The organism is Paramicrobacterium fandaimingii, assembly GCF_011751745.2.
Taxonomy (GTDB): domain Bacteria; phylum Actinomycetota; class Actinomycetes; order Actinomycetales; family Microbacteriaceae; genus Paramicrobacterium; species Paramicrobacterium fandaimingii.
In genome coordinates, this window is record NZ_CP061170.1 from 2,877,190 (window position 1) to 2,903,410 (window position 26,221).

Consider the following 26,221-nt stretch of genomic DNA (forward strand, 5'->3'; position numbering starts at 1 on the left):
CACAATGACTGCAGAACTGACAACAAAGCCGAAACGGCTGACCGGATCATCGCGGGGCTGGGACATCGGCATCTCGGTCACCGTCCTGTGTCTCGGCGCCGTCGTGCTCGTCGTCACCTTTCTCATCGCGCTGTTCGGCGTGATGATGGTCAGCGCCTGCTCGGGTGAGTGCAGCGCTCCGCTGTTCATGGCCGGCTGGCTTATCGCCATGATCCTTCCCTTCGCGCTGCTGGTCGCCGGCACGATCTGGGCGATCGTCTTCATGATCCGCGCCAAGCGGGCGCTGTTCATCGCCATCGGCACAATCGTCATCGCGTTCGCCGTCTGGACCGGCGGAATCGCGATGATGATCACCGCGATTCCCAACTTCACCTGGTAGCTAGGCGAGCAGCGCGGAGATCACGATCAGCACGGGGATCGCCGCGACTGTCGAAACGAGAATCGCGTCGCGGGCCATCACCTCGCCGGTGTCGTAGCGCGTCGCATACGTGAAGATGTTCTGAGCCGTTGGCAGCGCAGCGAGCGCCGTTGCGGCAAACAGCGCATGCCCGTCGAGCCCGAAGATGACCCTTGCCACGACGAACGCGACGAGCGGCATCCCCACCGATTTGAGCGACGAGGCGACGAACACTCGAGCGCGCCCTGTTCCCGCGCGCAGCGGCCTCTGCCCGCTCAGCGACATGCCGAAGGCGAGAAGCATCATCGGCACCGCAGCACCCTCGATCAGCTCAAACGGCGCATAGACGGCATCCGGCAGCTGAATTCCCGTCGCCGCGATGACGACACCGGCGAGCGACGCGATGATCATGGGGTTGCGGAAGGGCTGGGTGACGATTGCCTTCACCGACACCTTTCCCGTGCGCGTGAGGTCGAGAATCGCCAGGCTCAGAGGGGCAAAGACGATAAGCTGCAGAAGCAGCAGCGGCGCAACATACTGGGCATCGCCCAGTACGTAGACGGCGACGGGCAGCCCGATGTTATTCGCGTTGACGTAGCCGGAGGCGAGCGCTCCGATCGTCGTCTCGCCCACCCTCATTCGCCAGGTGAACAGGTTGATGACGACAAAGAGTCCCGCCATCGCCACCGCAGAGATCAGCGCAACCCAGATGAAGGCCGAGAACACGACGCCAACGTCAGCGTGGGCGAGAACGTGGAACAGCAATGCGGGGCTCGCGATGAAGAACGAGAGGTGCTGGATGCTGCGGCCCGCCGTCGCGCCGCCGATCTGCAGCCGCCCGGCGACGAAGCCGACGGCGATCACGACGCCGATGATGGTGAACCCCGTCAACACTCCTGTCACTCCTCGAGACTAGTGGAGCGGGAATGCCGCGGGCCTTTCGGGCGACGCGCGGCTGACGTAGGCTCGGAAACATGCCGCACATGGATGTGCCGGGGGGCCGGCTGTACTACGAGACAGAGGGGAAGAGCGAGAATCCCGCTCTTCTGCTCATTCACGCGGGCATCGCGACGCTGCGCATGTGGGACCCTCTCGTCACGCCACTCGCCGAGCACCACTTCGTGATCCGCTTCGACACGAGAGGCTTCGGCGAAACGGGCTCAGATGACGTCGAGTTCTCCAACTGCGACGACGCACTGCGGCTTCTCGACGAGCTCGGCGTCGAGCGCGCGACGGTCATCGGCTCGTCGCGCGGAGGGCAGATCGCGCTTGACCTCGCCGTCGAGCACGCCGACCGCGTCGCTGGACTCGTGACCATCGGATCGGGCCCAAGCGGCTTTCCCGAGGTTGAGCTCTCGGAGGCCGAAGACGAGCTCTTCGACACCATGGACTCCACGTGGGAAGCACGCGATTGGCCTGCCCATATGGATGCGGAAGTGCGGCTGTGGGCGGTCGGTCCACTGCGAGACCCCGGTGACATCGACCCCGACTTTCTCGAAACAGCACGCACCCTCAACCGCTTCAACATCTCGAAGATCGACGAGAACCCGGTACCGCGTGCCCTTGAGCCTCCGGCCTTCGACCGCGTCGTCGACATCGACGTACCCGCGCTCGTTGTCGTCGGGGAGTACGACATCACTCCGGCGCTGATGCAATTCGAGTACCTTGCGGAGCAGATTCCCGGTGCAGACTCCATGCGCCTTGACGATACGGCTCACCTGCCGAGCGTTGAGCGCCCTGGAGCCTTCCTCACCGTGCTCGAGCCCTGGCTGTCGAGACACGATCTCTGACGGGTGGCCTTTCGGCTGTTCCTGAGTGACACTGGAAGGGCACGCGACGCCATCCCTGTTCGCGTGCAGGCTTCCACACGAGGCCTCGAAGCAATCGCCCACGAGGAGATCGACAATGCTGTCACCTGTTTCTCAAGCGCGCGTCACTGATCAGCGCAGCGCAGACGCGTTCACCGCACCGGAGTTCGAGCACGAGCGTGTACTCATCACACGTGGAGCCCGGTCCGGGCTCACCATCATCGTCGCCGTCCATTCGACGACACTCGGCCCCGCGCTTGGCGGAGCGCGGGTATGGACGTACCGCAACTGGCGTGAGGCCCTCGCCGACGCGCTCCGGCTCTCCGAGGGAATGACGTACAAGAATGCCGCCGCGGGGCTTGCCCGAGGAGGCGGCAAGTCCGTCGTCTATCTTCCCGAGGGGACGGTTCTTGACGCCGAGCGCAAGCGCGACGCTATGCTCGACCTCGGCGATGCCGTCGAGACGCTCGGCGGCATCTACTTCACAGCAGAAGATGTCGGCACGTCGGCGGAAGACATGGCGACGGTGTCTGAACGCACTGCCTCCGTCGAAGGTCTTCCCGCTGACCGCGGCGGCGTCGGCGAACCGAGCGACGCGACAGCCGCAGGGGTGTATTCCGCGGTCACGGCGACGCTCGATTCGGTCTTCGGCAGTCCCGTCGTCGCCGAGCGCCGTGCCGTGATCTCCGGGCTCGGGCAGGTGGGGGGCCGCCTTGCACGCCGCCTCGCCTCAGAGGGCGCGCGTCTTGTCGTCACCGACGTCAATCCCGCACGCAAGGCGTTTGCCGAAGAGATCGGCGCCAGCTGGATCGAACCGGGCGACGAGCATCAGTTTGAAACAGACCTGTTCATTCCGTGCGGTGTCGGTGGAGCGCTGTCTCCCGACGTCATTGCGTCGCTGCGCTGCCGGGCCGTCGTCGGTGCCGCAAACAACCAGCTCCAGCATCACAATGGCGCCGAGCAGCTTGCCGAGCGCGGCATCCTCTGGGCTCCCGACTTCGTCGTCAATGCCGGCGGCGTCATCTACATCGACATGGCGTCGAAGCCTGGCGCTGACAGGCAGGCGATCGAGGATCGCGTCGAGCACATCGGCGACGCGCTTCGCGCCATCTTTGCGCAGGCAGAGAGCGAAGGCATCACAACCCTCGATGCGGCAGAGCGACTCGCACAGGAGCGCCTCGAGTCGGTTCCCGCGGGCGTGTGAGGTAACGGCTCACGAGCGAGTGTGCGGCCGTTCGACACAGTGTCGAGCAGCCGCACACTCGCTAAGCAATGCGTCAGCCGATGAGGCTCGGCTGAAGATCTCGCATCGTACGGAAGCGAGTCATTCTCGCCACCCCGAGGGTGGTCAGTGCAAGCGCACCGACGAGCCACAGTCCCAGCACAATGGCGTCCTCACCGGCGGCCGCGTAACTGCCCCCGTACATAAACTGCCGGAGCGCGTCGACCGTATATGGCATGGGGAAGGCGAAGTGCAGCGCGCGCAAGGGTTCAGGCAAGGTCTGCCAGGGGAACGTTCCTCCGGCGGTGACAAGTTGCACCACCATCAGAACGAGTCCGAGAAACTGCCCGACGCTGCCGAACCATACGTTGAGAGCGAGAATGATTGCGGCGAACGTCATCGATGACAGTGCCATAATGCCGAAGGCGCCCCAGGGTTGATGCACGGTGAAACCAAGAGCCCCTGAGACGATGAAGTACAGGGCGATCATCTGAATTGCGCCGAGTCCAGCGGGCATCATCCAGCCGGCGAGCGTCGTGCGAATCGGCGCGCGCATTGCCGTGATTGCCCGCTTCGACACGGGTTTGATAATGAGAAACAGCGCATAGATTCCGATCCAGGCCGCGAGCGCAACAAAGAACGGTGCGAGGCCGGCGCCATAGGTTCCGGCCTTCGTCACCGCAGACGTCGAGACATCGACCGGGTCGGCAATCGTCGCAGCCTGGTCGTCGCGCAGCTCCTGGGACGAATTCGGGATGCTGTCCACGCCGTCCTGCAGCCCATCACGCAGCTCGGTGATACCGCCGAGCAGGGAACTGAGCCCATCACGTAGCGACACGGCCCCCTCGGACGCCGTGCTCGCGCCGTCTTCGAGCTGCTGAGCCCCCGTTGCGGCGTCGCTGATGCCTGCTGTGAGCGCCGGCATCGCATCGGCCAGCGTGCGTGCCCCGTTCGACACCTGCCACGCCCCGTTCGACAGGTCATCGATTGACGACACGGTGCCCTGCACCGTGGAATTCACCGCATCTGCCTTTGTGCGCAGCGGGTCGAGTTTTTTCAGCACGTCGGCGATCTGCCCGTCGTCGTACCCCTGTTCCTGAAGCCACGTGCTGATATCTGTGCGCACGCCGGGAAGCGCACTGTTGAAGCTCTCGGATGCTGCAGCAACGGAGTCGGCTGTATCGGCGATCTTCTGGTTTCCCGCCGCCACCTGTGCGGCGCCATCTGCCAGAGTCTCCGTCTGGCCGGGAAGCGCCTGCGTCTTGCTCTTCAGTTCATCGAGCCCATCAGACAGCGATGTGGCTCCCGTGGCGAGTTTCGCGAGCCCATCGGCGAGATCGCTCGAGCCGTCGTACGCTGTCTCGGCACCGTCTGCCAATTTCCCTGCGCCATCTGCAGCGCTCACAAGGCTGACTCGAATCTCGGCAATGGAATCCAGCATCCTGCTCGCCGCCTGCTCATTCACCATCGAGACGATCTGCTCTTTGATCGTCGTGATCGCTGATTCACCGATCGTCGATGCAAGATAGCTGTTCGCGTCGTTTGTCGTCAGCACGACCTCAGCCTGTCTCGGCTTGTCGGTCTGAGGCGAGACGAGCGATTCGGAGAATGCGGCGGGAATCGTGACCGAAAAGTCGAAGTCACCCGATGCCACACCGTGTTCAGCAGAGCTTCTGCTGACGCGGCTCCACGAGAATGTTCCGTCGTCGAGCAGGGACTCTGCGACCTCATCACCGTAGTTTGTGTACTCGCCGTCGGACATCGTGCCTTCGTCATCGACGACGAGGGCGACGGGCACCTGGTCGAGGTTGTCATACGGGTCTTGGTTCGCCCAGAGGTACAGGCCGCCGTACAGCAGCGGAACGACCATGAGAGCAAGCAGGGCGAGCTTCGCCATCGTCGTCGCAGTGAGCCGCGCGAACTCCGCGCGCAGCATCGCGAAGATCTTCATGAAAGTTCTCCTGTCTGAAACAGAGGCACAGTGTCGGCGGCAACGGTCTCAGACACGTCGGGCCCCGACAGCCTATTGATGGCCGTCGCCGAGGAATAGCCGGCGATGACGAGAACGCCGTAACCACGCGCAGCAAAGGTGCGGCACACACGCCACCATTCGACGGGATCGCCTCCGTGGCGGTCGGGAGAGACGAGAACAAGCGCCTCGACACCCGGCCGTCGGGACGCCAGTTCAAGCAGCATCCGCACCCGTGCCGTCGGTTCCAGCTGCGCGATATCAAGCCGCCGCTCCGCAGTGAGATGAAGCTCGTCGAGAGCGTCGCGCACCGCGAGAGGGTGGGAAGGTCGGTCAGCGAACATGAGTTCTTCGCTGACCACACGCCACACCGGGACGTTCGGCGCGGGGTCACTGATCTCGGGTGCGTCGATGAGCGCGACGGCGCGACGCAATCGCTTTGGTGCGGTCGCCCCGTCAATGGTCACCCCACCGCTCGACGGTTTCATGCGTCCCGCGACGATCAGGCCGAGCACGGTCGGCCGCTGCTCGGTTTCGGCGCGCACGAACGTCACGTGCTCGGATTGCACCGTCACAGTGGTGGCCGGTAAAATCTCGGCGTCCTTGCCTTTCGTTACCTCGTTCACATCGATGCGCATGGCACGCCTCCGTCGCTCATTGTCAACCTGGCTACGGTAATACAGACTTCGCGACGCCGCCGTTCGAGCACTGAAGCCTGAACGCATGTGCACGGTCCCTCCACACCTCGGCCGACGCTCATTACGCTCGTGGATCACGGTCATAACGCTAGAGAATTGCGTGACTGCTCGTGATGCGCACGATTATCCGCACGTCGTCCACTTTTCACGACGCATTTCCGCCTAGGCTCGAACGCGAAAGTGCACACACCGAGTGAGCGAGGAGGCTCCTATGGAACATGCCGCTGTCGACACTGCCGCACGCCCCGTCGCACACGACGGCGACCTCGCGACGCACCCGGCCTGGCTGAAGCTGAGAGCTGCGGTCTCTGGCCTGCAGCCATTGCAGTCGAAGGACGGATCGATCGAGATCGCGGATGCGCATGAGGCAGCGCGCAGCCACGTCTCTGATCTGATCGATGGCGTGAACGAGCTTTCTCCGCTCTTCCCCTGGGACGAGGAGTACCTCACGGCAGTACGCGCCGATCTCACTCGGTGGGCAGCAGGCAACTTCGGCATTCCTGATTTCTACGACGCGCTCGTCGCGTTCCACCCCGAACAGCACCGCGTCGACGGTCTTGCGCATCTCGTCATCTTTCCCATGTACACGCAGAACGGCTCACGCAATCGCCACGTCGAGGCCGTGCTCGTCGAGGTGCTGTGGCCCGAGTTCATCGCCGAGCTCGAGAACGGCGACTTCTCGAACAAGCTGTTCGTTCCGATTCGGTTTATCGATTTCACAGCGGGCTACGACACGAACGCCGCTGTGCTGTTCCCCGAGACCATTGCGATGCGCGAGATTCCCGCATTCACGTGGGGTGCGATCTTCCAGGATCGCGAGGCCGCGCGTTTTCGCCGCGTTGTGACGTCAGCATCCGACATCACCAAGTTGGACCTGCCGGACGATGCCCGTGAGCTGCTCGAGAACCAGCGGCTCGCCGAAGAGACGTTTGTGATGTGGGATCTCATTCACGACCGAACGCACATGCGCGGAGACCTGCCGTTCGACCCGTTCATGATCAAGCAGCGTTCTCCCTACTTCATGTACTCGCTTGAAGAGATGCGCTGCGACATGACCGCGTTCCGCGAATCCGTGCGTCTCGAGCGGGAGCTCACGGCGCGCGATCACGGCGAGGGCGACCCGCTCACGGATGCTGAGCGCGAGGTGCTGCGGCATGCAAAGCACGTGCAGTACGCCGTGATCTTCGACCGCATCTTCCGCTTCGCCCTCACCGGCAGCCGCCACCGCAACTACGACGGCCTCGGCGGGCAGCTTCTGTTTGCCTGGCTGCACCAGCACAATGTGCTGCACTGGACAGACACGAAGCTCACGATCGACTGGAATGACGTTCCCGACGTCGTCGTCGCGCTCGGCGACGCCATCAACGATCTCTACTGGCGTTCGATCGACCGCCCGAAGAAGGCGCACTGGCTCGCCGCCTACGAGCTCGTTCGATCCGTTGTTGAGCCCCATCCGGCATCGGCGTGGGCGCGCGGGCTCGACGATGAGACGCTCTCGGGGCTCCCCCGAGGAATGACTGACGCTGTTCTCGACGACGAGTTCCCCCTGTCGATGTTCTACGAGGCGCTGGGCAAGAAGATGGGCGACGTCATTGAGTCGACGTCGGGGATCACCAGCGCAGACTGACGTGTGGGCTGGTGCGAGAATCCGCCCCGTGGCGGATGCTCCGCGCACGCATTCTCGCTACCGTTGACGCATGAGCGACACACTCGATCCTGCCGAGCAGGCGTGGCAGCGGCCTGCGGCCACCCCCGCGAACCGTCGGCGCGATGCCCTCGGCGCGCTCGTACTCTTTGCCTGCATGATGCCGAGCAGCGTTCTGTATCGCCTGGCAGGCGCAATGGGCGAACCCAGCCCCCTGTGGATCACCGTCATCTGGGCCGCAGTTATGTGCGCAGCGCTCGTGTTTCGTCGCCGGTGGCCGAGCATCACGGCGCTCGTGGTCGCCGGTGTGTACATCGCGGGCTTCGAGCTGGGCGTGAGTGAACTGCTCTTCAGCCAGATCGTGCTCTTCGTCGCGATGTACACGGTCGGCGCCTGGGTGAGCGACAGACGAATCGTTCGCTTCACTCTCGGCGCGATCACCGGAGCGATGCTCATTTGGCTCGCAATCGCCATGGTCACGGCGGTGACCGACCCGAACGTCAGCGGAGATTACAACGGTTTCGGTACGCAGACGGCCATGCTCGCGTACTTCGGCATTCAGGTCATCTCGAATCTGCTGTATTTCGGTGGCGCAGCCTATTTCGGCACGCATGCGTTTCGCTCTGCTCGGCAGCGAGCAGAACTCGAGTACCGCACGTTGCAGCTCGAGCGCGAGCGCGAGCGCTCAGCGGCCCAGGCCGTCTCGCTCGAACGTGTGCGCATTGCCCGAGAGCTCCACGATGTCGTCGCGCACCACGTATCGGTGATGGGCGTGCAGGCTGGTGCGGCGCGCACGGTGATGGACGCAAATCCGGATGCTGCGCGGGCATCGCTCGCGAACATCGAGCAGAACGCGCGCACGGCGATCGACGAGTTGCATCACCTTGTGGGGACCCTCCGCGAGAGCGATGACGACGACGCGTCGGCGGGCGTGAGCACCATCAACGCCTCTCAGCTGAGCGAGCTCGTCGCGGAGTCATCGGCAGCCGGACTTCCCACAACCTTCGAGGTGCACGGAGAGCCGCGAACGTTGCCTGGCACTGTCTCTCTCACTCTCTTTCGCATTGCGCAGGAGGCACTCACCAACGTGCGCAAGTACGCCGGGTCCGAGGCAACGGCCGATGTTCGCCTGCGCTATCTCGATTCGGCCGTCGAACTTGAGGTAACGAACACAGGGCTCGTGCCGGTCAAACCGCGCAAGGGCGGACTCGGCCACCGGGGTATGCGCGAGCGCGTCACGGCCGTCGGCGGCGAGATCTCCATCGGCCCACGCTCACGCGGCGGCTATCTCGTGCGCGCACAGATTCCGGCGGCCGACACCCCTGTCTCTCCCGAACCGTCAGGAGCATCTGCATGAGCATTCGCGTTCTTCTCGCCGACGATCATGAGATGGTGCGCGCTGGCTTTCGCATCATCTTGGATGCCCAGCCAGAGATCGAGGTTGTCGGCGAAGCCGAGAACGGTCAGATTGCCGTGAATCTCGCGCGCGAACTCTCCCCAGACATCATCTGCATGGACGTGCAGATGCCCGTGCTCGACGGGCTCGAGGCCACCCGCCAAGTGACGTCGTCGACAGGCGCCGCCGTCATCATTCTCACCACGTTTGACCGTGAGGATTACCTTTTCGCCGCGCTCGAGGCGGGAGCAGGCGGCTTTCTGCTCAAGAACTCCAGCCCCGAGAAGCTCGTCGAGGCGGTGCGCACGATCGCTGCGGGCGACGCGCTGCTCTCGCCCGAGGTGACGCGCCGCGTCATTCAGCGATTCTCCTCTGCCACGGCGCCCGATGCTCCACGGCCGTCAGCTGCCGCCGAACTCGCGCAGCTCACCGAACGCGAGGCAGAAGTGCTGCACCTTGTCGCGCAGGGGCTGTCGAACGCCGAGATCGCTCAAAACCTCTTCGTCGGCGAGGCGACGGTGAAATCACACGTGTCAAAGATTCTGCAGAAGCTTGCGCTTCGCGACCGAATTCAGGCAGTCGTGTTCGCCTATGAGAACGGCGTCGTCGTCCCACGTGCCTGACCAGGCTCGTCGCCTGAGCCCGTTGCCGTCGGGTTATCGGTGTCCTCGGCGTTCTCGTCGAGAGGTGGCGCTGCAACGAGAAACTCCTCGGAGACCTCTGCGCGTGAAAACGGGCCTCGCCCATCGCGAAGGTGCTGCGGCTCGTCGAACTGCACGACCCAGACGCGCGCCTGCACATTCTGATTCGTCACGCCACTGTGCGGAAGCACGGCACCCGTTCCGACGATGAGCCCTGTCGGTTCGTCAGCGAAGCTGTCACCCGTGGCACCGTCGACCACGTGCACGGGCACGCCAATTCCAAACGGCGTGCCCGCGGCATCCGCTGTCTGCTGACCCGAGGGGCGCTTGCTTGAACGAAACCACACGACCCCAGTGTCTCAGATTGCAGCGACCGAGGGGCTCGGGACGCGACGTGCTTCACACAACATTGCCGCTCACAACACTCAGCAGCCTGAGCTTCTCGTCACTGTCACTTCCCGGTGTCGTCGTGAAGACGAGGAGGCCCTGATTCTGATCGATATCGTAAAGGGATTGGCAATATACCTCGAGGACGCCGACCTCGGGGTGGACGAGTTGCTTGTACCGGCTGCGCTTGCGCTCGACGCGATGCTCGGCCCACAAGGTTCTGAACTCGGCGTTTGATTCGGTCAGCGCATCGACGACGTCTGCGACGAGCGAGGGCCGTCCGTCGCGCACATAGGCCGTGCGAAGGTCGGAGACAAAGTCGCCCGCGCGTTCATCGTGATCGTCGTCTGGATAGATCGCCCGCGAAGCCGGCGAGGTGAACCAGCGGTAGACGACGCTGCGCTCGAGACCCGAGAAGTGCGACTCGTCGCCGAAAAGCGCTTTTGCCAGTGCCGTCTGGTACAGAATTTCGCCCGCGCTGCCGACAACCATAGCCGGGGTGTCGCCAAGGCGATCGAGAATTCTCATGATTCCGGCGTCGACGTGGTCCCCGCGGGTCATGCGGGCGGGCACAGGGTATCCGCCGAGGCGCAGCAGATAGTCCCGTTCGTCGAGCGAAAGGCGAAGCCCTCGCGCAAGCGCGACAAGCATCTGCTCACTCGGATGCGGGCCTCTGCTCTGCTCCATTCGGCTGTAGTAGTCGACGCTCAAGCCGGCGAGCGCTGCGACTTCCTCCCGCCGCAAGCCATCTGTCCGACGGCGAGGCCCTCGCGGCATCCCGACGTCCTCGGGCTGGAGCGCAGCTCGCCGCGTGCGCAGAAAGTCCGCGAGTTGCGCCCGGCCATCACTCACCATGAGCTCATTCTGCCCGATGCGACTCAGAGCCGCATTCCTCCGGACGCCTCAACTCTCTGTCCCGTCACCCAGCCCATGTTCTCGGAAGCAAGTGAGGCCACGGCGGGTCCAACGTCTTCCGGATCCCCCATGCGGCCCATTGCAATGAGACCCGAGAGTGCACCTCGTACGGTTTCGTCGTCGCGCAGTGCTCCCCCGCCGAAGTCGGTCGCCGTCGCGCCGGGAGCGATCGCGTTCACGGTGATGCCCCGAGGAGCGAGTCCTTGTGCCAGGTAGCGCGTCCACACTTCGATAGCACCCTTCGTCGCTGCGTAGATGGAGTAGCCGTTCTCGCCAACGAACCGCGAAAGCCCACTCGACGTGTTGATGATGCGCCCGCCATCGGCGATCAGCGGCTCAAGCGTCTGCGTCAGCATCACAACGCCGACGACGTGCATCTCAAAGGCATCTCGAACCGTCTGTGCCTCGATGGTTCCGAGCGGAGTCCATGCAGCTGCGCCCGCGTTGTTGACGAGAATGTCGATGCTGTCGCGACCCCAGCCGTCGGCGAGCTCCGTGCGCACGCGTGCGGCGAAGGCGTCGAAGGAGTCCGAGTCGGTGACATCAAGCTGCAACGCACGAGCCCGTCTGCCAAGCGCTGCGATCTCATCAACGACGCCCGTCGCCTGCTGCTCGCCTGTGCGATACGTCACGATGACATCGACGCCGCTTCGCGCGAGCGCAAGAGCCTCGCTTCTGCCGATTCCCCGATTTGATCCAGTGACAAGTGCAATTCGCTTCTGTGCCGTAGTCATGTTTTTACTGTCGCGCTGTGCCGTGAATCAAGGAATGTCGCGATCAACCAAGGATCGGGAGTCCCTCCCTCGCGCTTACCGCTGGGCTCTCCCCCTGGCGGATGAGAGACGAAACCCGTCCAGAGGCGGATGCCGTCAGACACGCCCGGCCATAACGTTGAATCAGACCCGAGGAAAGGACCGGCAGTGCTCGAGATCTCCGGCATCACAAAGAACTTTGGAACACGTCGTGTGCTGAACGACGTCGGCTTCACTGTCGCGCCAGGCCGACTCACCGGCTTCGTCGGCGGCAACGGCGCGGGCAAGACGACGACAATGAGGATCATCCTCGGTCTGCTCACGTCAGACGCGGGAAGCGTCACCTTCGACGGCAGCCCACTCACGGCATCCGACCGACGTGCCTTCGGCTACATGCCGGAAGAGCGCGGCCTCTACCCGAAGATGAAGGTGGCCGAGCAACTGATCTACCTTGCCCGGCTGCACGGCTTCAGCAACGCTCACGCGAAGCGCAACGCCGACCAGCTGCTCGAGAGCCTCGGTCTCGCGGAACGGGCGAACGACCCGATCGAAGATCTGTCGCTCGGAAACCAGCAGCGTGCGCAGATCGCCGCGGCCCTCGTCCACGAGCCGACGACGCTCATCCTCGACGAGCCGTTCTCTGGACTCGATCCCCTCGCCGTCGACACCGTCGTCGGCGTTCTCGGCGAATATGCGTCGGGCGGGGTTCCCGTGCTGTTCTCAAGCCATCAGCTCGACATCGTCGAACGCCTCTGCGATGACCTCGTGATCATCGCCGGAGGCGAGGTGCGTGCCAGCGGCTCCCGTGAGTCGTTGCGCGCCGAGCACTCTGCGCATCGCTTCGAGCTGCTTTTCGCCGGCGACGCCGGGTGGCTGCGCGAGACCCCGGGAGTGAGCGTTCTCGACTTTGACGGCGGGTACGCGCTCTTCGACGTCGACGACGATGCGACGGCGCAGCAGGTGCTTCGTCGCGCCATCGACGAAGGAGCCGTCACAACGTTCGCACCCAAGCATCCATCGCTCGCCGAGATCTTCAAGGAGGTCATCGCATGACCACCCCCACACATGCCCCGAGCTTCGCCTCGAGCACCTGGCTCGTCGCCGAACGCGAGATCATGGCGCGGCTGCGCAGCAAGGCGTTCGTCATCTCGACGATCATTTTGTTTGTCATCACGATCGGCGCGCTGATCATCGGCGGTCTCACCGTGCAGAACCAGTCTGATGCTCCGATTGCGGCGGTGGGAGAGGCATCCTCTGCTCTCGACGGCGTTGACGGATACGACGTCACCGAGGTGGGAAGCGTCGACGAAGCGAAGACGCTCGTCGAAGACGGCGATGCCGATGCCGCTCTCATCCCCGACGATTCAGCTGTCGGCATCGCGATCATCGCCGATACCGAGGCGCCGACGTCGCTCATGATGCAGCTCAGCATCACTCCAAAGGTGACGCTTCTCGACACCAGTGCCGAGAACCCGCTCATCGCCTACTTCGTCGCCATCGGCTTCGGCCTCGTGTTCTTCATGTCGGCGATGACGTTTGGCCAGGTGATCGCGCAGAGCGTCGTCGAAGAGAAGCAGACGCGCGTCGTCGAGATTCTCATGTCGGCGATCCCCGTGCGCTCGCTTCTGGCGGGCAAGGTGCTCGGCAACTCAATTCTGGCGTTCGGGCAGATCGCGGTGCTCGCCGTGCTGTCGATCATCGGCCTCTCGGTAATCGGTCAGAGTGAGCTGCTGCTGGGCCTCGGCGCGCCCATCGTCTGGTTCGTCGGCTTCTTCGCGATCGGGTTCATTCTTCTCGCCGCGATGTTCGCCGCAACCGGCTCCATGGTGTCGCGCCAGGAAGACATCGGCTCGACGACGACGCCCGTCACGATGCTCGTGATGCTTCCGTACTTCCTCGTCATCTTCTTCCACGACAATCCACTCGTGCTCGGCATCATGTCGTATGTTCCGTTCTCGGCACCGGTCGGCATGCCGATGCGGCTGTTCCTCGGCACAGCCGAATGGTGGGAACCGCTTCTGTCACTGCTTGTGCTCGCGGCATCCGCCGTCATCGTCGTGTTCATCGGCTCGCGCATCTACGAGAACTCGCTTCTCAAGATGGGGTCTCGCGTGAAATGGGGGGAGGCGCTCAGCCGCTGATTGTCAGCGTCTGAGCATCGTCCGCCCGCCCTCGTCGGCGGGCGGACGCTCGTCGTTGTGCTGGACGATTGTCGCCGCGCATCGCACACTGGAGACATGGCCGAATGTGAACTGCCACAGCATCCCCTTGGCGCGACGCTCATCGACTTGGGCTCGCACCAGTTGCTCACGCTTGAACGGACGATGGAGCATTCCACGGCGACACTGTGGCCTGCCCTCACGGAGCGCGCAGTCATTGGACGATGGGCGCCGTTCTCGCCCGACCGCGATCTCGACCGCCTGGGGCCCGTCTTGCTGCGCCAGTCCGATGATCTGGAGGCGAACGCCAACCTGGGCAAGGTGCTGACGGCGGCGACGCAGCAGATGCTGTCGTTGAACTGGGCCGCCGACCGCATCGACATCGAATTGGCCCCGTCGCCCGAAGGCACGATCGTGCAGCTCAGCCATGTGTTCGCCGATGCCTCCCTTGCGTCGAGCCTTGCGGCCGGGTGGCACATCTGCCTGCAGGCGCTCGATGCCGTCGCGGGCGGCATCGAGATTCCGCTCGTGGTCGGGGATGCCGCGCACGCTGTCGGCTGGGATTCTCTCTACGAGGAGTACGCGAAACTGCTGTAAGCCGCAGGGCATTCGCCTCAGCGTCGCACGCTTGCAGGAATCCTGCGCTCGGTGCACGCATCGACGGCACCGAATGCGTGAGGATAGAGGTGTGAACTCTCTGCACGATCCCTCAGCCAAGCAATTCGCCTCCGACAACTATGCCGGCGCGCACCCCGAGATCATCGATGCGATCGCCGCGGCAAACGGCGGCCACCAGATCGCCTACGGAGAGGATGCCTACACGGCGCGCCTCGCCGAGGTGTTCGAACGCCATTTCGGCGAGGGCGTTCAGGTGTTCCCCGTGTTCAACGGCACCGCAGCGAACGTCGTCGGCCTGCAGTCGATGCTGCCGCGCTGGGGCGCTGTGATCACGGCATCCACCGCCCATATTCACGTTGACGAAAACGGCGCTCCCGAACGCGTCGGCGGCATGAAGCTGCTCACCGTCGACACGCCCGACGGCAAGCTCACGCCCGAGCTCATCGACACCGAAGCATGGGGCTGGGGCGACGAGCACAGGGCGCAGCCCCTCGTCGTGTCGATCACACAGTCGACAGAGGTCGGGACGCTCTACACGCCAGAAGAGATTCGTGCGATCGCCGAGCACGTGCACGAGCGGGGTATGAAACTGCACATGGACGGCGCGCGCATCGCCAACGCCGCTGTTGCTCTCGATGTTCCGCTGCGCGCCATCACGAGGGACGTCGGCGTCGACGTGCTCAGCTTCGGTGGAACGAAAAACGGGATGCTGTTCGGCGAAGCAATCGTGGTGTTCAACGAGACGGCATCCGACGGGCTCGTATACCTGCGCAAGATGAACATGCAGCTCGCCTCGAAGCAACGATTCATCTCGGCCCAGCTCATCGCCCTGCTCGAGGGCGACCTGTGGAAGCGCTCGGCGCAGCATGCAAACGCGATTGCCGCGCAGCTCCGTGGCCGACTCGACGAGCTCATCGCCACGGGCGAGCTGCCAGGACTCAGCTTCTCGCAGGCGACGCAGTCAAACGCGATCTTCGCCAGGCTTCCCGACGGCATCGCCGACACCGTGCGTGAGACGTTTCGCTTCTACGACTGGGATGCCGATCTGAACGAGGTGCGGTGGATGTGCGCGTTTGACACCACAGAGGCAGACATCGACGCGTTCATCGCCGAGATTCGACGGGCATTCGCTGCGTAACAGGCACAGAATCAAACCGGTGCGAATGCTGACCAGCATCCGGTGTCATTTGGCGAGACGCGCTGACATGTGACGCCGAGGATTTCCACCGAGGGCATCCAGTTTGCAGTGACATACTTGCCGCATGCCCGGCCGGTCTCCCGCGTCTTCACGCCCTGAATGGGACCTCGTGGCGTCCGTGGTTCTGCAGGTGCTGCTCGTCATGACCGTGGGTCTCACGCTGCTCGTCGCGAGCTTTCTCGGCCTGTCGACGATTCCGTGCATTGAAGTCGGCCGCTACTGCAATTTCGGCCTCATCGGCCTGGGCACGGGCATCGCCCTCTGGGTTCCCCTCGCCTCGGTGATCGTGTTCACGGTCTGGACGATTCGCCGCCTCGTGACGAGCCGCATGGCCTACTGGGTGCCGGTGATCGGACTGCTGGTGTGCGCCGTGGGCTACGGACTCGGATCGGTGCTTGTGAGCATCGGCATGCCTCTGCCGCTCTTCAGCCGCTGACCACGCTCTGTTACAGAGAGTTTCGCTGTTTGCCGCGGCCGGCTGCCGTCGGCGCCTACGGTCGGATCATGACCTCAGCAATCGATGTGCGCGCGACGAATACGAGCATCTACCCCGCCCCGGAACACCTCGCGCTCACGGCAAACGTCACCGCCCCCGACGTCGCTCGTGCAGAAGCCGACCCCCTCGCCTTCTGGGAGCAGGCTGCACGGCGGCTCGACTGGCACACCCCGTGGCACACGACTCACACGTGGGAGCCGGTGCGAGAGCGACAAGACGGAACACTCACGGTGCCGAAAACCGAATGGTTTGCGGGCGGAACGCTCAACGTGGCGGCGAACTGCGTCGACAGGCACGTCGACGCCGGCCGCGGCGACACCGTTGCCGTGCACTTCGAAGGGGAGCTCGGCGACCGCCGCACCCTCACCTACGCCGACCTGCAGCGTGAGGTGTCACGCGCGGCGAACGCGCTCACCGAGCTGGGCATCGGCAAAGGTGATCGCGTTGTCATCTACCTTCCCGTCATTCCCGAGACGCTCATTGCCACGCTCGCCGTCGCCCGCATCGGCGCGATCCATTCGCTCGTCTTCGGCGGGTTCAGCGCCGAGGCCGTGACCTTTCGCATCAATGACACCCAGGCGAAGCTCCTCATCACAAGCGACGGCCAGTTTCGGCGCGGTGCGGCGGTGCCCGTCAAAGCGCAGGCGGATGCCGCGGTAGCAGCGTCACCGAGCATCGAGCATGTGCTCGTGGTCCGACGCACGGGAGAGCAGACGCCAGACGTGCCGTGGACCGCGGGCCGCGACGTCTGGTGGCACGATGCCGTCGAGACGGCATCCGACACTCATGTTCCCGAGTACTTCGACGCCGAGACTCCTCTGTTCATCATGTACACATCGGGAACGACGGGCACGCCGAAGGGCCTCGTGCACACGTCGGGCGGCTACCTCGTACAGGCGAGCTATTCGCACTGGGCGATCTTCGATGTGAAGCCGACGGACGTGTACTGGTGCACGGCCGACCTCGCGTGGGTGACGGCGCACACATATTCCATCTACGGCCCCCTCTCGAACGGCGCCACGCAGGTGATGTACGAGGGCACACCCGACACGCCGCACCCCGGACGGCATTTCGAGATCATTGAGCGCTACGGCGTCACGACGTACTACACGGCGCCGACGCTGATCCGAACGCTCATGGGGAGGTTTCCCGACGGGCCGCCTGCGCACCACGACCTCTCCAGCATCCGGATTCTCGGAACGGTCGGCGAGGGAATCAATCCGTCAGCTTGGCGCTGGTTTCACGAACACGTCGGTCGTGGGGAATGCCCGATCATCGACACGTGGTGGCAGTCAGAGACGGGAGCCGCGGTGATCGCCCCGCTCCCAGGGGTCTCGACGCTCAAGCCGGGGTCGGCGACGCGCTCGCTTCCCGGGCTGTCGACGCGCGTTGTGGATGCCGATGGTGTTGGCGTTGCTCCCGGTGTCGGCGGCGCGCTCGTCGTGGATCGCACGGGCCCCGCGCTCGCCCGCACGGTGTGGGGTAACGCCGAGCGGTACCGCGATTCGTATTGGGCGGCGTACTGGCGGCAGGGATGGTTTGCGTCGGGCGACGGCGCCATGGTGGATGCTGACGGAGACACGTGGGTGCTCGGCCGCATCGACGACGTGATCAATGTTTCGGGGCATCGTCTCTCGGCGCTCGAGATCGAGTCGGCGCTCGTGTCGCACCCTGCCGTTGTGGAGGCAGGCATCGCCGGAGTCGACGATGCCGTCACAGGCAGTGCCCTCGCGGCATTCGTCGTCGTCGGCGACGCCGAGCTCGTTCGGGTGCGCTCAGCACTCGTCGCGGCGCTGCGTGCGCACGTCTCGGCCCAGATCGGACCGATCGCCAAGCCTGCCCACATCTACATCGTGCGCGAGCTGCCGAAGACGCGTTCGGGAAAGATCCTCAGGCGTCTTCTCGCCCGTGTCGCCGATGGGCGCCCTCTCGGCGACACTACGAGCCTCCACGATGCGACGATTCCCGAAGAGATCGCCAACGCTGTGCGTCGACAGATAGCTCTGGCATCTCTGGAATAAGTCACTGCATCCAATGCGTTTGCATACTCCGGGGCTTTCGCCCCGATATCGAGATCGACACCAAGGAGATTCATGACCCCGCAGGACCGCATTGCCGTGACAAGCGCCCCGATCTCGGAGGTGATCGCCGGCCGGTGGAGCCCACGTTCATTCGACGTCACCGTCGAGGTTCCCGAGGCAAAGCTCACGTCAGCGTTGGAAGCAGCCCGCTGGGCGGCATCCGCTGCAAACACGCAGCCGTGGCGGTTCATCGTGGCTCGCCGCGGAACGCCGGAGCACGCGAAGATCGTCGATAACCTGCTCGGGTTCAACCAGCTGTGGGCTGTCACCGCTGCGGCTCTCATCGTGAACGTCGCCGAGACGGTGACCGAAGACGGAGTTGAACAGCGTTGGGCCGAGTACGACCTTGGGCAGGCTTCCGCAACACTTGCGCTTCAAGCTCACAAAGACGGCCTTCACGTTCACCAGATGGGCGGCTTCGACCCCGAGGGCATGCACGCTGCCTTCACCCTCGCCGATCACCAGCGCGTGGTGTCAGTGACAGCGCTCGGCATACTCGCGACCCCCGATGCTCTGCCCGACGAGAAGCTGCGTGCGCGTGAGATCGCCCCGCGCGAGCGCAAGTCGCTTAACGAGATTGTGCTCGTCAACGCGTAGGTGACGGCGCAACCGCCGTTTCAGCGTCGCCGAGAAAGCTCTCCAGGAACCCTGTTGCACGTGCAACGGCCGTCTCGATGAGCTTCTGGCCGAGTTCTGCCGTTGCTGCAGACGGCGTTCCCGTTGCACCATCGGGGCTCACCTTGTGAAAGGGCCGCGGAGCTTTGATGCCTGCGACGCCCGAGACCCCCGGGTAGCGCGTTGGCGTCGTTCCGCTCTGGCGAGCGGCCTCGAGCACGTCAGATCGCACCCGGGAGGGGTCGAAATACAGTGTCTGCGATGTTTCGATCTCACTCGAGTGCGCGGCCTTCGGGCCAACAGTATGCTCGGCCGCGACATCGCTCACGAGTGAGGTGATTCCCGTCCAGGCAACCGTGAGATCAGGGAAGTCGGCTTGGAGTCGACTCGCAGCCACTCCGCACGCCGACATGTTTCCGCCGTGCCCGTTGACGATAAAGACATATCGCCACCCGTGGGTATATAAACTCTCGACAACCTCATACAGCATTTGCTGAAATGTGACGGGGCTCACGGAAAGCGTTCCGGCGAAAGCCATGTGGTGAGCTGACACACCTGGAGTAAGGCACGGTGTGACGACCGCACGGGGAGCAAACTCTTCAGCCAATCGCCTGCTGAACCCTTCGGCCCGCACCGTGTCCGTGTCGAGTGACATGTGCGCACCGTGCTGTTCACACGCTCCCGTTGGCACGATCGCCAGAGGTGATCGACTTATTGCGGCTTCCGCCTCAGGCCAGGTCATTTGGGCGAGGAGGATCTGTTCTGATTTCACTGTCGAGTCGGTCACGGGCGTCGGTCCATTTCTTCTGATGCGGTCGAATGGGGGTTGTCGGGGAGCGGGAAGTGGCATGCGGCCTGCTGCCCCGGTCGGATCTCCCGAAGCTGGGGTTCAATCTCGGCGCAGATCTGCTGTGCGAGCGGGCAACGCGTGCGAAAGCGGCATCCGCTGGGAACATTCGTCGGCGACGGCAGGTCACCAGAGAGCATGATCTGCTCTCGACGTTTCGTCGGGTCGGGCGTTTGAGCCGAGTCAAGCAGCGCTCTCGTGTAAGGGTGCGCTGGCGCGGCGAACAGTGCGTCCGAATCGGCGATCTCAACGAGGCGTCCCAAATACATCACGCCAACCCGGTGCGAGATGTGGCGAACGACGGCGAGGTCGTGAGAGATGAAGAGATACGAGAGTCCCAGTTCGCGCTGCAGCCGAACGAGCAGGTTGATGATCTGAGCTTGAACGGAGACATCGAGCGCCGACACCGCTTCGTCTGCAACGATCAGCCGCGGATCGAGCCCAATCGCTCGGGCAATGCCCACGCGCTGCCGTTGCCCTCCCGACAAATGTCGTGGGTAGGCATCGATCTTGGCGTGATCGAGGCCGACCAGGTCGAAGAGCTCCTCGACGCGGCCACGAACATCACGGCGAGCAAGGCCGAATTGCGCGAGCGGCTCACCCACTGTCGCTCCGACTGTCATGCGGGGGTCAAGCGAACCGAGAGGGTTCTGAAAGACAGCCTGCATATGCTTGCGCATCTTCCGCAGCTCTTCACCCTTGAGCTTCGCCGTATCGGTTCCCTCGAATTCGATGCTTCCGCCTTCGATGGGAACAAGCCGCAGCAACGAACGCCCCAGTGTGCTCTTACCGCATCCTGATTCACCGACGAGACCGAGCGTCTCGCCCGTGCCGATCGAAAACGAGACGTCGTCGACAGCTCGAACGGTCTTCGTACCTCGGCCAAAGATGTTTCCGCCAACGGTGTAGTGCTTCGTGAGACTGCGCACTGTGAGGAGGTCAGTGCCCGCAGAGTCTGCGGCACTGCGCTCGGTCAGCGCGCCGTTGTCGATGCTCATATTGCCTCACTTTCAGAGAAGTCAACGCCGTTTTCGGCAACCTCGGCGGCGTTCCAACACGCCACAAGGCGCCCATCTAACGGCTCGAGCGGTGGGTCTTCAGATCGGCACCGTTCCGTGGCAGCCGGGCAACGCGGATGGAATGCGCACCCGGTTGGAAGCGATTTCGGGTCGGGTACTCCCCCGGGTATCGCAGGAAGGAGATGGAGTTTCGGTCCGTCGAGACGGGGAATCGAGGCGAGAAGCCCAACGGTGTATGGATGCTGAGGGCGCGCGAAGAGCTCTCGCGGTGTGCCCTGCTCGACGACCCGTCCCGCATACATCACGGCAACGTGATCGGCGACCTGCGCCGCGATTCCCATGTCGTGCGTGATCAACACGATCGTCATGCCCATCTCGCGACGCAAGCGATTGAGCAGTCCGAGAATCTGCGCCTGAATCGTGACGTCGAGTGCCGTCGTCGGCTCGTCGGCAATCAGCACATCTGGCTTGCACGCGAGGGCCATGGCGATCATGACCCGCTGGCTCATTCCGCCCGACAGTTGGTGCGGATACTGACGGAGGCATCGATCGACGTCGGAAATTCCGACGAGCGTCAGCAACTCATGGATGCGTTCGCGCTCTTTCGCCGCTGTCAGCTTTTCACGGCGCCGCAGGGCTTCCTTGATCTGGTCGTCAATGCGAAAGACCGGGTCGAGCGAGCTCATCGGGTCTTGAAAGATCATTGCGAATTCCCGGCCCCGAATGCTGGCGAATCGTGCTGTTGAGTCAGTGACCAACTCTTCGTCGTTGAATCGTACCGATCCCGAAACAGTGATCCCCTTTTGCCGCTGAATGAGTCCCATGAGTGCAAGCGCGCTGACACTCTTGCCGCTGCCTGACTCACCGACGAGGCAGAAAAGCTCGCCTTTCGCCACGCTCATGCTCATGTCCCGCACGATTGGTGTGTCGCTTCCCCCACGATCAGACGCGACACGAAGTCCGTCGATCTCCAGAATCTTCTCTGTGTCGCTCATGACTCCACATCCATCTTGTCTCGAAGGGCGTCGCCCAAAATGTTCACGGCGATGACGACCACGGTGATGACGAGTCCAGGGAACGTCGAGATCCACCAGGCGGTCGCCAGATAGTCCTGTCCGACAGACAACAGCCGACCCCAGTCGGGAACACCTCCCTGCGGACCGAGTCCGAGAAAGCTCAGGGTCGCACCGGATACGATCGCGGAGCCAACGCCGAGAGCCGCGATCACCGTCACGGGTGCGAGCGCGTTGGGAAGAATATGGCGGAACACAATTCGGGCCGGTTTCACCCCGCTTGCCGTAACGGCTTCGATGAAGAGACGGCTCCGAATAGACAGCACCTGGCCGCGCATGACGCGAGCAAAGTCCGGTGTCTGCCCGATCGCGATGGCAATGATCAGGTTCTGCAGTGTCGGTCCAAGTGCAGCGGCGATCACCAGGGCAAGCAGGATGCCTGGGAAGCACAGCAGCACATCGATAATACGCATCAGGATGGTGTCGACGGCGCCACCGAGAAATCCTGCGAGCAGTCCGATGAGGCCGCCGAGCACGAAGGCACCGACGACCGAGAGGATGCCGATCATCAGCGCGCTTCGAGACCCGTAGATGATCTGTGCCAAGAGACTGCGTCCGAACTGGTCGGTACCCAGCGGGTTCTCCGCGCTTGGGCCGTCAAGAGCCTGCTCCGGGCGGAGCTCGAGAGGGCTTCCCGGTGAGAACAGGGAGGGGAACAGCGCCCAGGCGACAGCGATCCCGAGCACAGCGATGGCGAGAACGATGAAGACGCGCTTATTGCTGACGTGGCGCCAGATGCGACGCCTCGACGCCGATCGCGGGCCCCACAGCCGCGGTCGCCCGGGTGGCGAGGTGTTCATTTCTGTCGTCAATGACATGTGCTTACCTCTGTTTTTCGTCGATCAAGATTGGGCGATCGCCGTGCGGACGCGAGGATCGATGTAGGCGTAGGACACATCGACAACGATGTTCACACCGACGTAGATGAGTGCAATAACGAGCACGGTGCCCTGCACGACGGGGAAGTCCTGGCCGTTGATTCCTGTCACCAGCAGGCGCCCAAGACCTTGCCTGGAGAACACAATCTCGCTAATCACAGCACCAGAGAGCAGTCCTCCCACCTGCAGGCCGATCACCGTCACAACCGGAATCAAAGCGTTGCGCAGCACGTGTCGAACGGTGACGACGCGAGGCGAAAGTCCTTTGGCATGCAACGCGAGCACGAAGCTCTCGCCAAACAACTCGACCATGCTGTTTCGAACAAGCCGCGTCAGCAGCCCTGCCGACAAGAACCCGAGTGCGATAGCGGGCAAGACGAGGTGGCTGAGGCCGGAGTTGCCCGTTGACGGGAAGATGTGAAATTGGAAGGAGAAGACCAGGAGCAGGAGCGACCCTGTCCAGAAGACCGGCATCCCGGTTCCGAGGAGGCTGAAGATCCTTATCGTGCTGTCAACCCACGTGTCACGGAATGCCGCGGCGAGAACTCCGAAGCCGATGCCGAAGACTGCGGTCAAAATAACACCGGCGATGGTGAGCCTGATGGTCGCGGGCAGTTGCGACAGGATCATGTCGGTGACGCCCTGTCCGGTTGTGAAGGACCGCCCAAGGTCGCCTTGAAGGGCATGCCAGATGAAGTTCCAGTATTGAACGAGCAGCGGTTGATTCAACCCCAGCTGCTCTGTGAGCTGCTGGCGCACTTCCGTGGTCACTGGTACTTCCGCGAGCAGAGCCTCGGTCGGGTCGCCGGGCAGAACCCGGAGCGTGACGAACAGGAGAACGGTAATCCCGAAGACAACGGGAATAGCGATCAGCACTCGTCGAAGGATCACTGAACCCATGTCGTCACGCTCCTTGCCCTGCCAGCTGCGTCATTGCGAATGTTGGCGAAATCATTTCTCTGTCACGTACGAGTCATAGAACACGGGGTAGCTCTTCCAGTTATATGAGATGTCGTGCACGTGGGCGGCGAAAGCGACTGTGTAGTTGAAGTTGTAGATCGGCACGCTGACGGCGTTCTTGATCACATACTGCTGAATGTTCTTCCAGTACGTTTCGGCTTCTGCGTCGTCTGCTGACAGCTGCGCCTTCTCGATCCAGCCGTCGACCTCATCGGACTTCAGCTGAGCGTAGTTGTAGTAGTTGCCTTTGCCCGGTGCCGGGTAATTGTCCGAGTCATAAATCGCTCCCAAAGCGCTGTACCCACTCGTGAGGCTCAGACCCATGACGTCGTAATCGTTCTTGTCACGCGTCGCGCTGTACGGTCCACTCGCCAGAAACTGCAGGTTCACCTTTACTCCTGCGTCCTTCAGATTCTCCTGAAGGAACTGCGCAACCTGCTGTCGCTTCTCACGCTTTGCCGAAGGCACCAGATAGTCAAGCTTCAGAATCTCTCCGTCCTTGTAGCGGTAGCCATCGTCTCCCACAACCCATCCGAGGTCGTCGAAAGCAGCCTTCGCCGCGTCGAGATCGTAAGAGACCGAGTCCTTGAGGGAATCATCGAAATACTTGCTCGCCGGCGAGAGCGGGGACCATGCCCGGTCGAAGACGCCGAAGTACAGAGATTCGATGATCGAGGGAATGTCCATGGCCATCCGCGCAGCTTTACGAGCATCAACGGTGTCCCATGGTGCGTGTGACTCATTGAAGAACAGTTGGTAGGGCGTACCCGGAACCGAGACGACGTCGACGCCGAGCGCGGGATCGTCCTTTGCTGTCGCCACATCCTGCGTGGCGATGGTCTCAGCGGCATCCACGTTATTGCCAATGGATCGGAAACGCGTTGTCGGTTCGGTGACGACGAGGAACTTGAGGGTGTCGAGGTATGCAGCACCCGAATGCTTCATTCCCTCGGGCGCCCAGTCGTAGTCAGCGTTCTTGGTGAGCACAACATTGCTGTTCAACGCCATGCTGTCGAAGACGAATGGTCCGGTTCCCGTTGGATGGGTGGTGACGTCATCGCCGTACTTCTCAATTGCCGTCGGAGATTGAATTCCCAACCACACCTGGCTGAGACCAGACAGGAATGTGGCGTCTGGCTGTGACAATGACAGAGTCACCTCGAGATCACCACTCGCCTCACAGCCCTCGTAGAACGCTCCGAGTGCAGAGATCGCCGAGCGTGACTTGGTTTCGGGGTCAGTGACCCGGTCGAAGTTGAAGCAGACGGATGCCGCGTCAAGCTGAGAATCATCGTGGAACGTCACTCCATCACGCAGGGTGAACGTGTACTCGGTGCCATCGTCGCTCAGCGCCCAATCTTCGGCGAGCCACGGTTTGAATTCGTGGTCGGGTGATTGCCAGACCAAGCTGTCGAAAACCTGGCGCATCACCTCGGCGTTGACGGAAGAACTCGAGGATCCGGGATCGAGATTATCGGGCGCGGAGTCGAGAGCGAACGTCAATGCGCCGCCTTCGACGGGCTCGCTCGGGCTCTCACCGGCAGGGGTTCCGGAGCACCCGGCCGCGAGAGCGACGACGGATGCTCCGGCGAGTGCGGAAAGCAAGATCCGTTTCGATCGAGCTGTCACATGCTTCTTCATGATGCTGCTCCTTTGCAGTCACTGGTTTCAGGCATAGCGGGGCTGAGCCTCGAGGCATACTGCCTCGATGGCGGGAATGTTCTGCGCTGTTCAGCTAGCTGAGGGATCGTCCTTCTGGGCGGTGAGCGCTTCTTCTGTCACAACGGCACGAATGTCGCTGAGATGTTCGTGCATGAGTGTGTGCGCGAGTGCGGCGTCGTTTTTCTTGACGGCGTCGTAGATCGCGCGGTGCTGCGCATGGTCTTTCTTGCGGTCGTACATTCTGCGGATCTCGCGATGTTCTCTCGACCGCAACGAGAGGAGTGAGTCGACGACCTCATAGAGCACGACGTTTCCAGCGACGCGGGCGAGCTCCCGATGAAAATTCAGCTGGGGTGTCACCACGGAGGGCAGAGCCCAATCAGAGCTGTCCAGCGACTCTTCAAGGGCCTCGAGTCCCGCATCTCCGTCGCGCGAGATGGCTGCGAGTTCAGCAATCTGAGGCTCGATCACGAAGCGCGCATTGATCATCTGCAGCCGGATGTCACCCGTCAGATCCAAACCGTTCGGATTAGGGAGCACGAGCCGTCCGATATTGGCGCCGACGTAGGTGCCAGAACCATGACGCAGTTCAACGGCTCCCGTTGCCTCCAGAGTGCGCAGAGCCTCGCGAATCGTCGGAATCGTCACGTCAAAGTGCTCGGCGAGCGTGCGTGCGTTCGGCAGCACGTCGCCGTGAGTCAGACCTCGATCGCTGATCATTTCCAAAATCCCCTGTGCCAGCGAATACGACAGACTTGCGCCGCGTGAGGTCGTGAGCATCAGAC

At 63.0% G+C, this 26,221-nt stretch carries 26 protein-coding genes; 13 read left to right on the forward strand and 13 right to left on the reverse strand.

All coding sequences use genetic code 11. The annotated features are described in order from the left end of the window. Positions 1-4: 4 nt before the first annotated feature. Positions 5-379 carry a hypothetical protein gene (locus tag HCR84_RS13865; protein ID WP_166980081.1) on the forward strand — a complete coding sequence of 125 codons (375 nt, stop codon included), beginning with the start codon at positions 5-7 and terminating at the stop codon, positions 377-379. Here HCR84_RS13865 and HCR84_RS13870 read toward each other — a convergent pair whose 3' ends face one another. Then, positions 380-1,300, reverse strand: coding sequence for an AEC family transporter (locus HCR84_RS13870; RefSeq protein WP_166980079.1), 921 nt, complete (start codon positions 1,298-1,300; stop codon positions 380-382). Between the two features lie 71 nt (positions 1,301-1,371). Between HCR84_RS13870 and HCR84_RS13875 the strand changes: the two genes are divergently transcribed. Both HCR84_RS13875 and HCR84_RS13880 read left to right on the forward strand, forming a co-directional pair. Beyond that, positions 1,372-2,187 carry an alpha/beta fold hydrolase gene (locus HCR84_RS13875; RefSeq protein WP_166980077.1) on the forward strand — a complete coding sequence of 272 codons (816 nt, stop codon included), beginning with the start codon at positions 1,372-1,374 and terminating at the stop codon, positions 2,185-2,187. 115 nt (positions 2,188-2,302) lie between these two features. Next, the gene (locus HCR84_RS13880) at positions 2,303-3,409 is read left to right on the forward strand and encodes a Glu/Leu/Phe/Val dehydrogenase family protein (protein WP_166980075.1); all 1,107 of its coding nucleotides are present in this window, start codon (positions 2,303-2,305) and stop codon (positions 3,407-3,409) included. A gap of 73 nt (positions 3,410-3,482) precedes the next feature. On the opposite strand, the gene HCR84_RS13885 is transcribed toward HCR84_RS13880, so the two are convergent. Both HCR84_RS13885 and HCR84_RS13890 read right to left on the reverse strand, forming a co-directional pair. Next, positions 3,483-5,378: a YhgE/Pip domain-containing protein gene (locus HCR84_RS13885; RefSeq protein WP_166980073.1), complete on the reverse strand. Its 1,896-nt coding sequence runs from the start codon at positions 5,376-5,378 to the stop codon at positions 3,483-3,485. After that, positions 5,375-6,034 carry a hypothetical protein gene (locus HCR84_RS13890; RefSeq protein WP_195706649.1) on the reverse strand — a complete coding sequence of 220 codons (660 nt, stop codon included), beginning with the start codon at positions 6,032-6,034 and terminating at the stop codon, positions 5,375-5,377. Before HCR84_RS13890 ends, HCR84_RS13885 begins: the two co-directional genes overlap by 4 nt. Before the next feature lie 271 nt (positions 6,035-6,305). Between HCR84_RS13890 and HCR84_RS13895 the strand changes: the two genes are divergently transcribed. The 3 genes from HCR84_RS13895 to HCR84_RS13905 all read left to right on the forward strand — a co-directional run bounded on the left by HCR84_RS13895 (position 6,306) and on the right by HCR84_RS13905 (position 9,758). Beyond that, the gene (locus HCR84_RS13895) at positions 6,306-7,721 is read left to right on the forward strand and encodes a DUF6421 family protein (RefSeq protein WP_166980071.1); all 1,416 of its coding nucleotides are present in this window, start codon (positions 6,306-6,308) and stop codon (positions 7,719-7,721) included. Positions 7,722-7,791: 70 nt separating this feature from the next. After that, positions 7,792-9,096 (forward strand): sensor histidine kinase, encoded by a 1,305-nt coding sequence (locus HCR84_RS13900; RefSeq protein ID WP_166980069.1) that lies wholly within the window; start codon positions 7,792-7,794, stop codon positions 9,094-9,096. Further along, positions 9,093-9,758, forward strand: coding sequence for a response regulator (locus HCR84_RS13905; protein WP_195706650.1), 666 nt, complete (start codon positions 9,093-9,095; stop codon positions 9,756-9,758). The genes HCR84_RS13900 and HCR84_RS13905 overlap by 4 nt, the downstream gene beginning before the upstream one ends. Here HCR84_RS13905 and HCR84_RS13910 read toward each other — a convergent pair. The 3 genes from HCR84_RS13910 to HCR84_RS13920 are packed head-to-tail and all read right to left on the reverse strand — an operon-like array spanning position 9,725 to position 11,812. Beyond that, entirely contained in the window at positions 9,725-10,123 is a 399-nt protein-coding gene (locus HCR84_RS13910) for a hypothetical protein (protein ID WP_195706651.1), read from the reverse strand. The two genes, HCR84_RS13905 and HCR84_RS13910, sit on opposite strands and share 34 nt — an antisense overlap. A gap of 52 nt (positions 10,124-10,175) precedes the next feature. Beyond that, a complete protein-coding gene (locus HCR84_RS13915) occupies positions 10,176-11,018 on the reverse strand; it encodes a helix-turn-helix transcriptional regulator (protein ID WP_166980067.1) in 843 nt (280 codons plus the stop codon). 23 nt (positions 11,019-11,041) lie between these two features. Further along, on the reverse strand, positions 11,042-11,812 hold the full coding sequence (locus tag HCR84_RS13920) for an SDR family NAD(P)-dependent oxidoreductase (protein WP_166980065.1): 771 nt from the start codon (positions 11,810-11,812) through the stop codon (positions 11,042-11,044). Between the two features lie 186 nt (positions 11,813-11,998). Here HCR84_RS13920 and HCR84_RS13925 point away from each other — a divergent pair, with 186 nt between their 5' ends. From HCR84_RS13925 to HCR84_RS13955, 7 genes are all read left to right on the forward strand, one after another. Beyond that, a complete protein-coding gene (locus tag HCR84_RS13925) occupies positions 11,999-12,883 on the forward strand; it encodes an ABC transporter ATP-binding protein (RefSeq protein ID WP_166980063.1) in 885 nt (294 codons plus the stop codon). Next, positions 12,880-13,971, forward strand: coding sequence for an ABC transporter permease (locus HCR84_RS13930; protein WP_166980061.1), 1,092 nt, complete (start codon positions 12,880-12,882; stop codon positions 13,969-13,971). Before HCR84_RS13925 ends, HCR84_RS13930 begins: the two co-directional genes overlap by 4 nt. 96 nt (positions 13,972-14,067) lie before the next feature. Continuing rightward, positions 14,068-14,586, forward strand: a complete 519-nt coding sequence (locus tag HCR84_RS13935; protein WP_166980059.1) for an SRPBCC domain-containing protein — start codon at positions 14,068-14,070, stop codon at positions 14,584-14,586. 91 nt (positions 14,587-14,677) lie between these two features. Further along, positions 14,678-15,745, forward strand: a complete 1,068-nt coding sequence (locus HCR84_RS13940) for a threonine aldolase family protein (RefSeq protein ID WP_235940705.1) — start codon at positions 14,678-14,680, stop codon at positions 15,743-15,745. Positions 15,746-15,869: 124 nt separating this feature from the next. After that, the gene (locus HCR84_RS13945) at positions 15,870-16,241 is read left to right on the forward strand and encodes a hypothetical protein (protein WP_166980055.1); all 372 of its coding nucleotides are present in this window, start codon (positions 15,870-15,872) and stop codon (positions 16,239-16,241) included. Between the two features lie 68 nt (positions 16,242-16,309). Beyond that, positions 16,310-18,322 (forward strand): acetate--CoA ligase, encoded by a 2,013-nt coding sequence (acs, locus tag HCR84_RS13950; protein ID WP_166980053.1) that lies wholly within the window; start codon positions 16,310-16,312, stop codon positions 18,320-18,322. 72 nt (positions 18,323-18,394) lie between these two features. Further along, positions 18,395-18,979, forward strand: coding sequence for a nitroreductase family protein (locus tag HCR84_RS13955; RefSeq protein WP_166980051.1), 585 nt, complete (start codon positions 18,395-18,397; stop codon positions 18,977-18,979). Here HCR84_RS13955 and HCR84_RS13960 read toward each other — a convergent pair. The 7 genes from HCR84_RS13960 to HCR84_RS13990 form a co-directional block, all read right to left on the reverse strand. Further along, positions 18,969-19,847 (reverse strand): creatininase family protein, encoded by an 879-nt coding sequence (locus tag HCR84_RS13960; protein WP_338040100.1) that lies wholly within the window; start codon positions 19,845-19,847, stop codon positions 18,969-18,971. The two genes, HCR84_RS13955 and HCR84_RS13960, sit on opposite strands and share 11 nt — an antisense overlap. After that, a complete protein-coding gene (locus tag HCR84_RS13965) occupies positions 19,781-20,842 on the reverse strand; it encodes an ABC transporter ATP-binding protein (protein ID WP_166980048.1) in 1,062 nt (353 codons plus the stop codon). Before HCR84_RS13965 ends, HCR84_RS13960 begins: the two co-directional genes overlap by 67 nt. Then, positions 20,839-21,858: an ABC transporter ATP-binding protein gene (locus HCR84_RS13970; RefSeq protein ID WP_166980046.1), complete on the reverse strand. Its 1,020-nt coding sequence runs from the start codon at positions 21,856-21,858 to the stop codon at positions 20,839-20,841. The genes HCR84_RS13965 and HCR84_RS13970 overlap by 4 nt, the downstream gene beginning before the upstream one ends. Continuing rightward, a complete protein-coding gene (locus tag HCR84_RS13975) occupies positions 21,855-22,754 on the reverse strand; it encodes an ABC transporter permease (protein WP_166980044.1) in 900 nt (299 codons plus the stop codon). Before HCR84_RS13975 ends, HCR84_RS13970 begins: the two co-directional genes overlap by 4 nt. Before the next feature lie 24 nt (positions 22,755-22,778). After that, on the reverse strand, positions 22,779-23,714 hold the full coding sequence (locus tag HCR84_RS13980) for an ABC transporter permease (protein ID WP_166980042.1): 936 nt from the start codon (positions 23,712-23,714) through the stop codon (positions 22,779-22,781). Between the two features lie 51 nt (positions 23,715-23,765). Further along, positions 23,766-25,415 (reverse strand): ABC transporter substrate-binding protein, encoded by a 1,650-nt coding sequence (locus tag HCR84_RS13985; RefSeq protein WP_166980040.1) that lies wholly within the window; start codon positions 25,413-25,415, stop codon positions 23,766-23,768. Between the two features lie 90 nt (positions 25,416-25,505). Further along, complete coding sequence (locus tag HCR84_RS13990) at positions 25,506-26,216, reverse strand: FadR/GntR family transcriptional regulator (protein WP_166980038.1); 711 nt, start codon at positions 26,214-26,216, stop codon at positions 25,506-25,508. Positions 26,217-26,221: the final 5 nt, after the last annotated feature.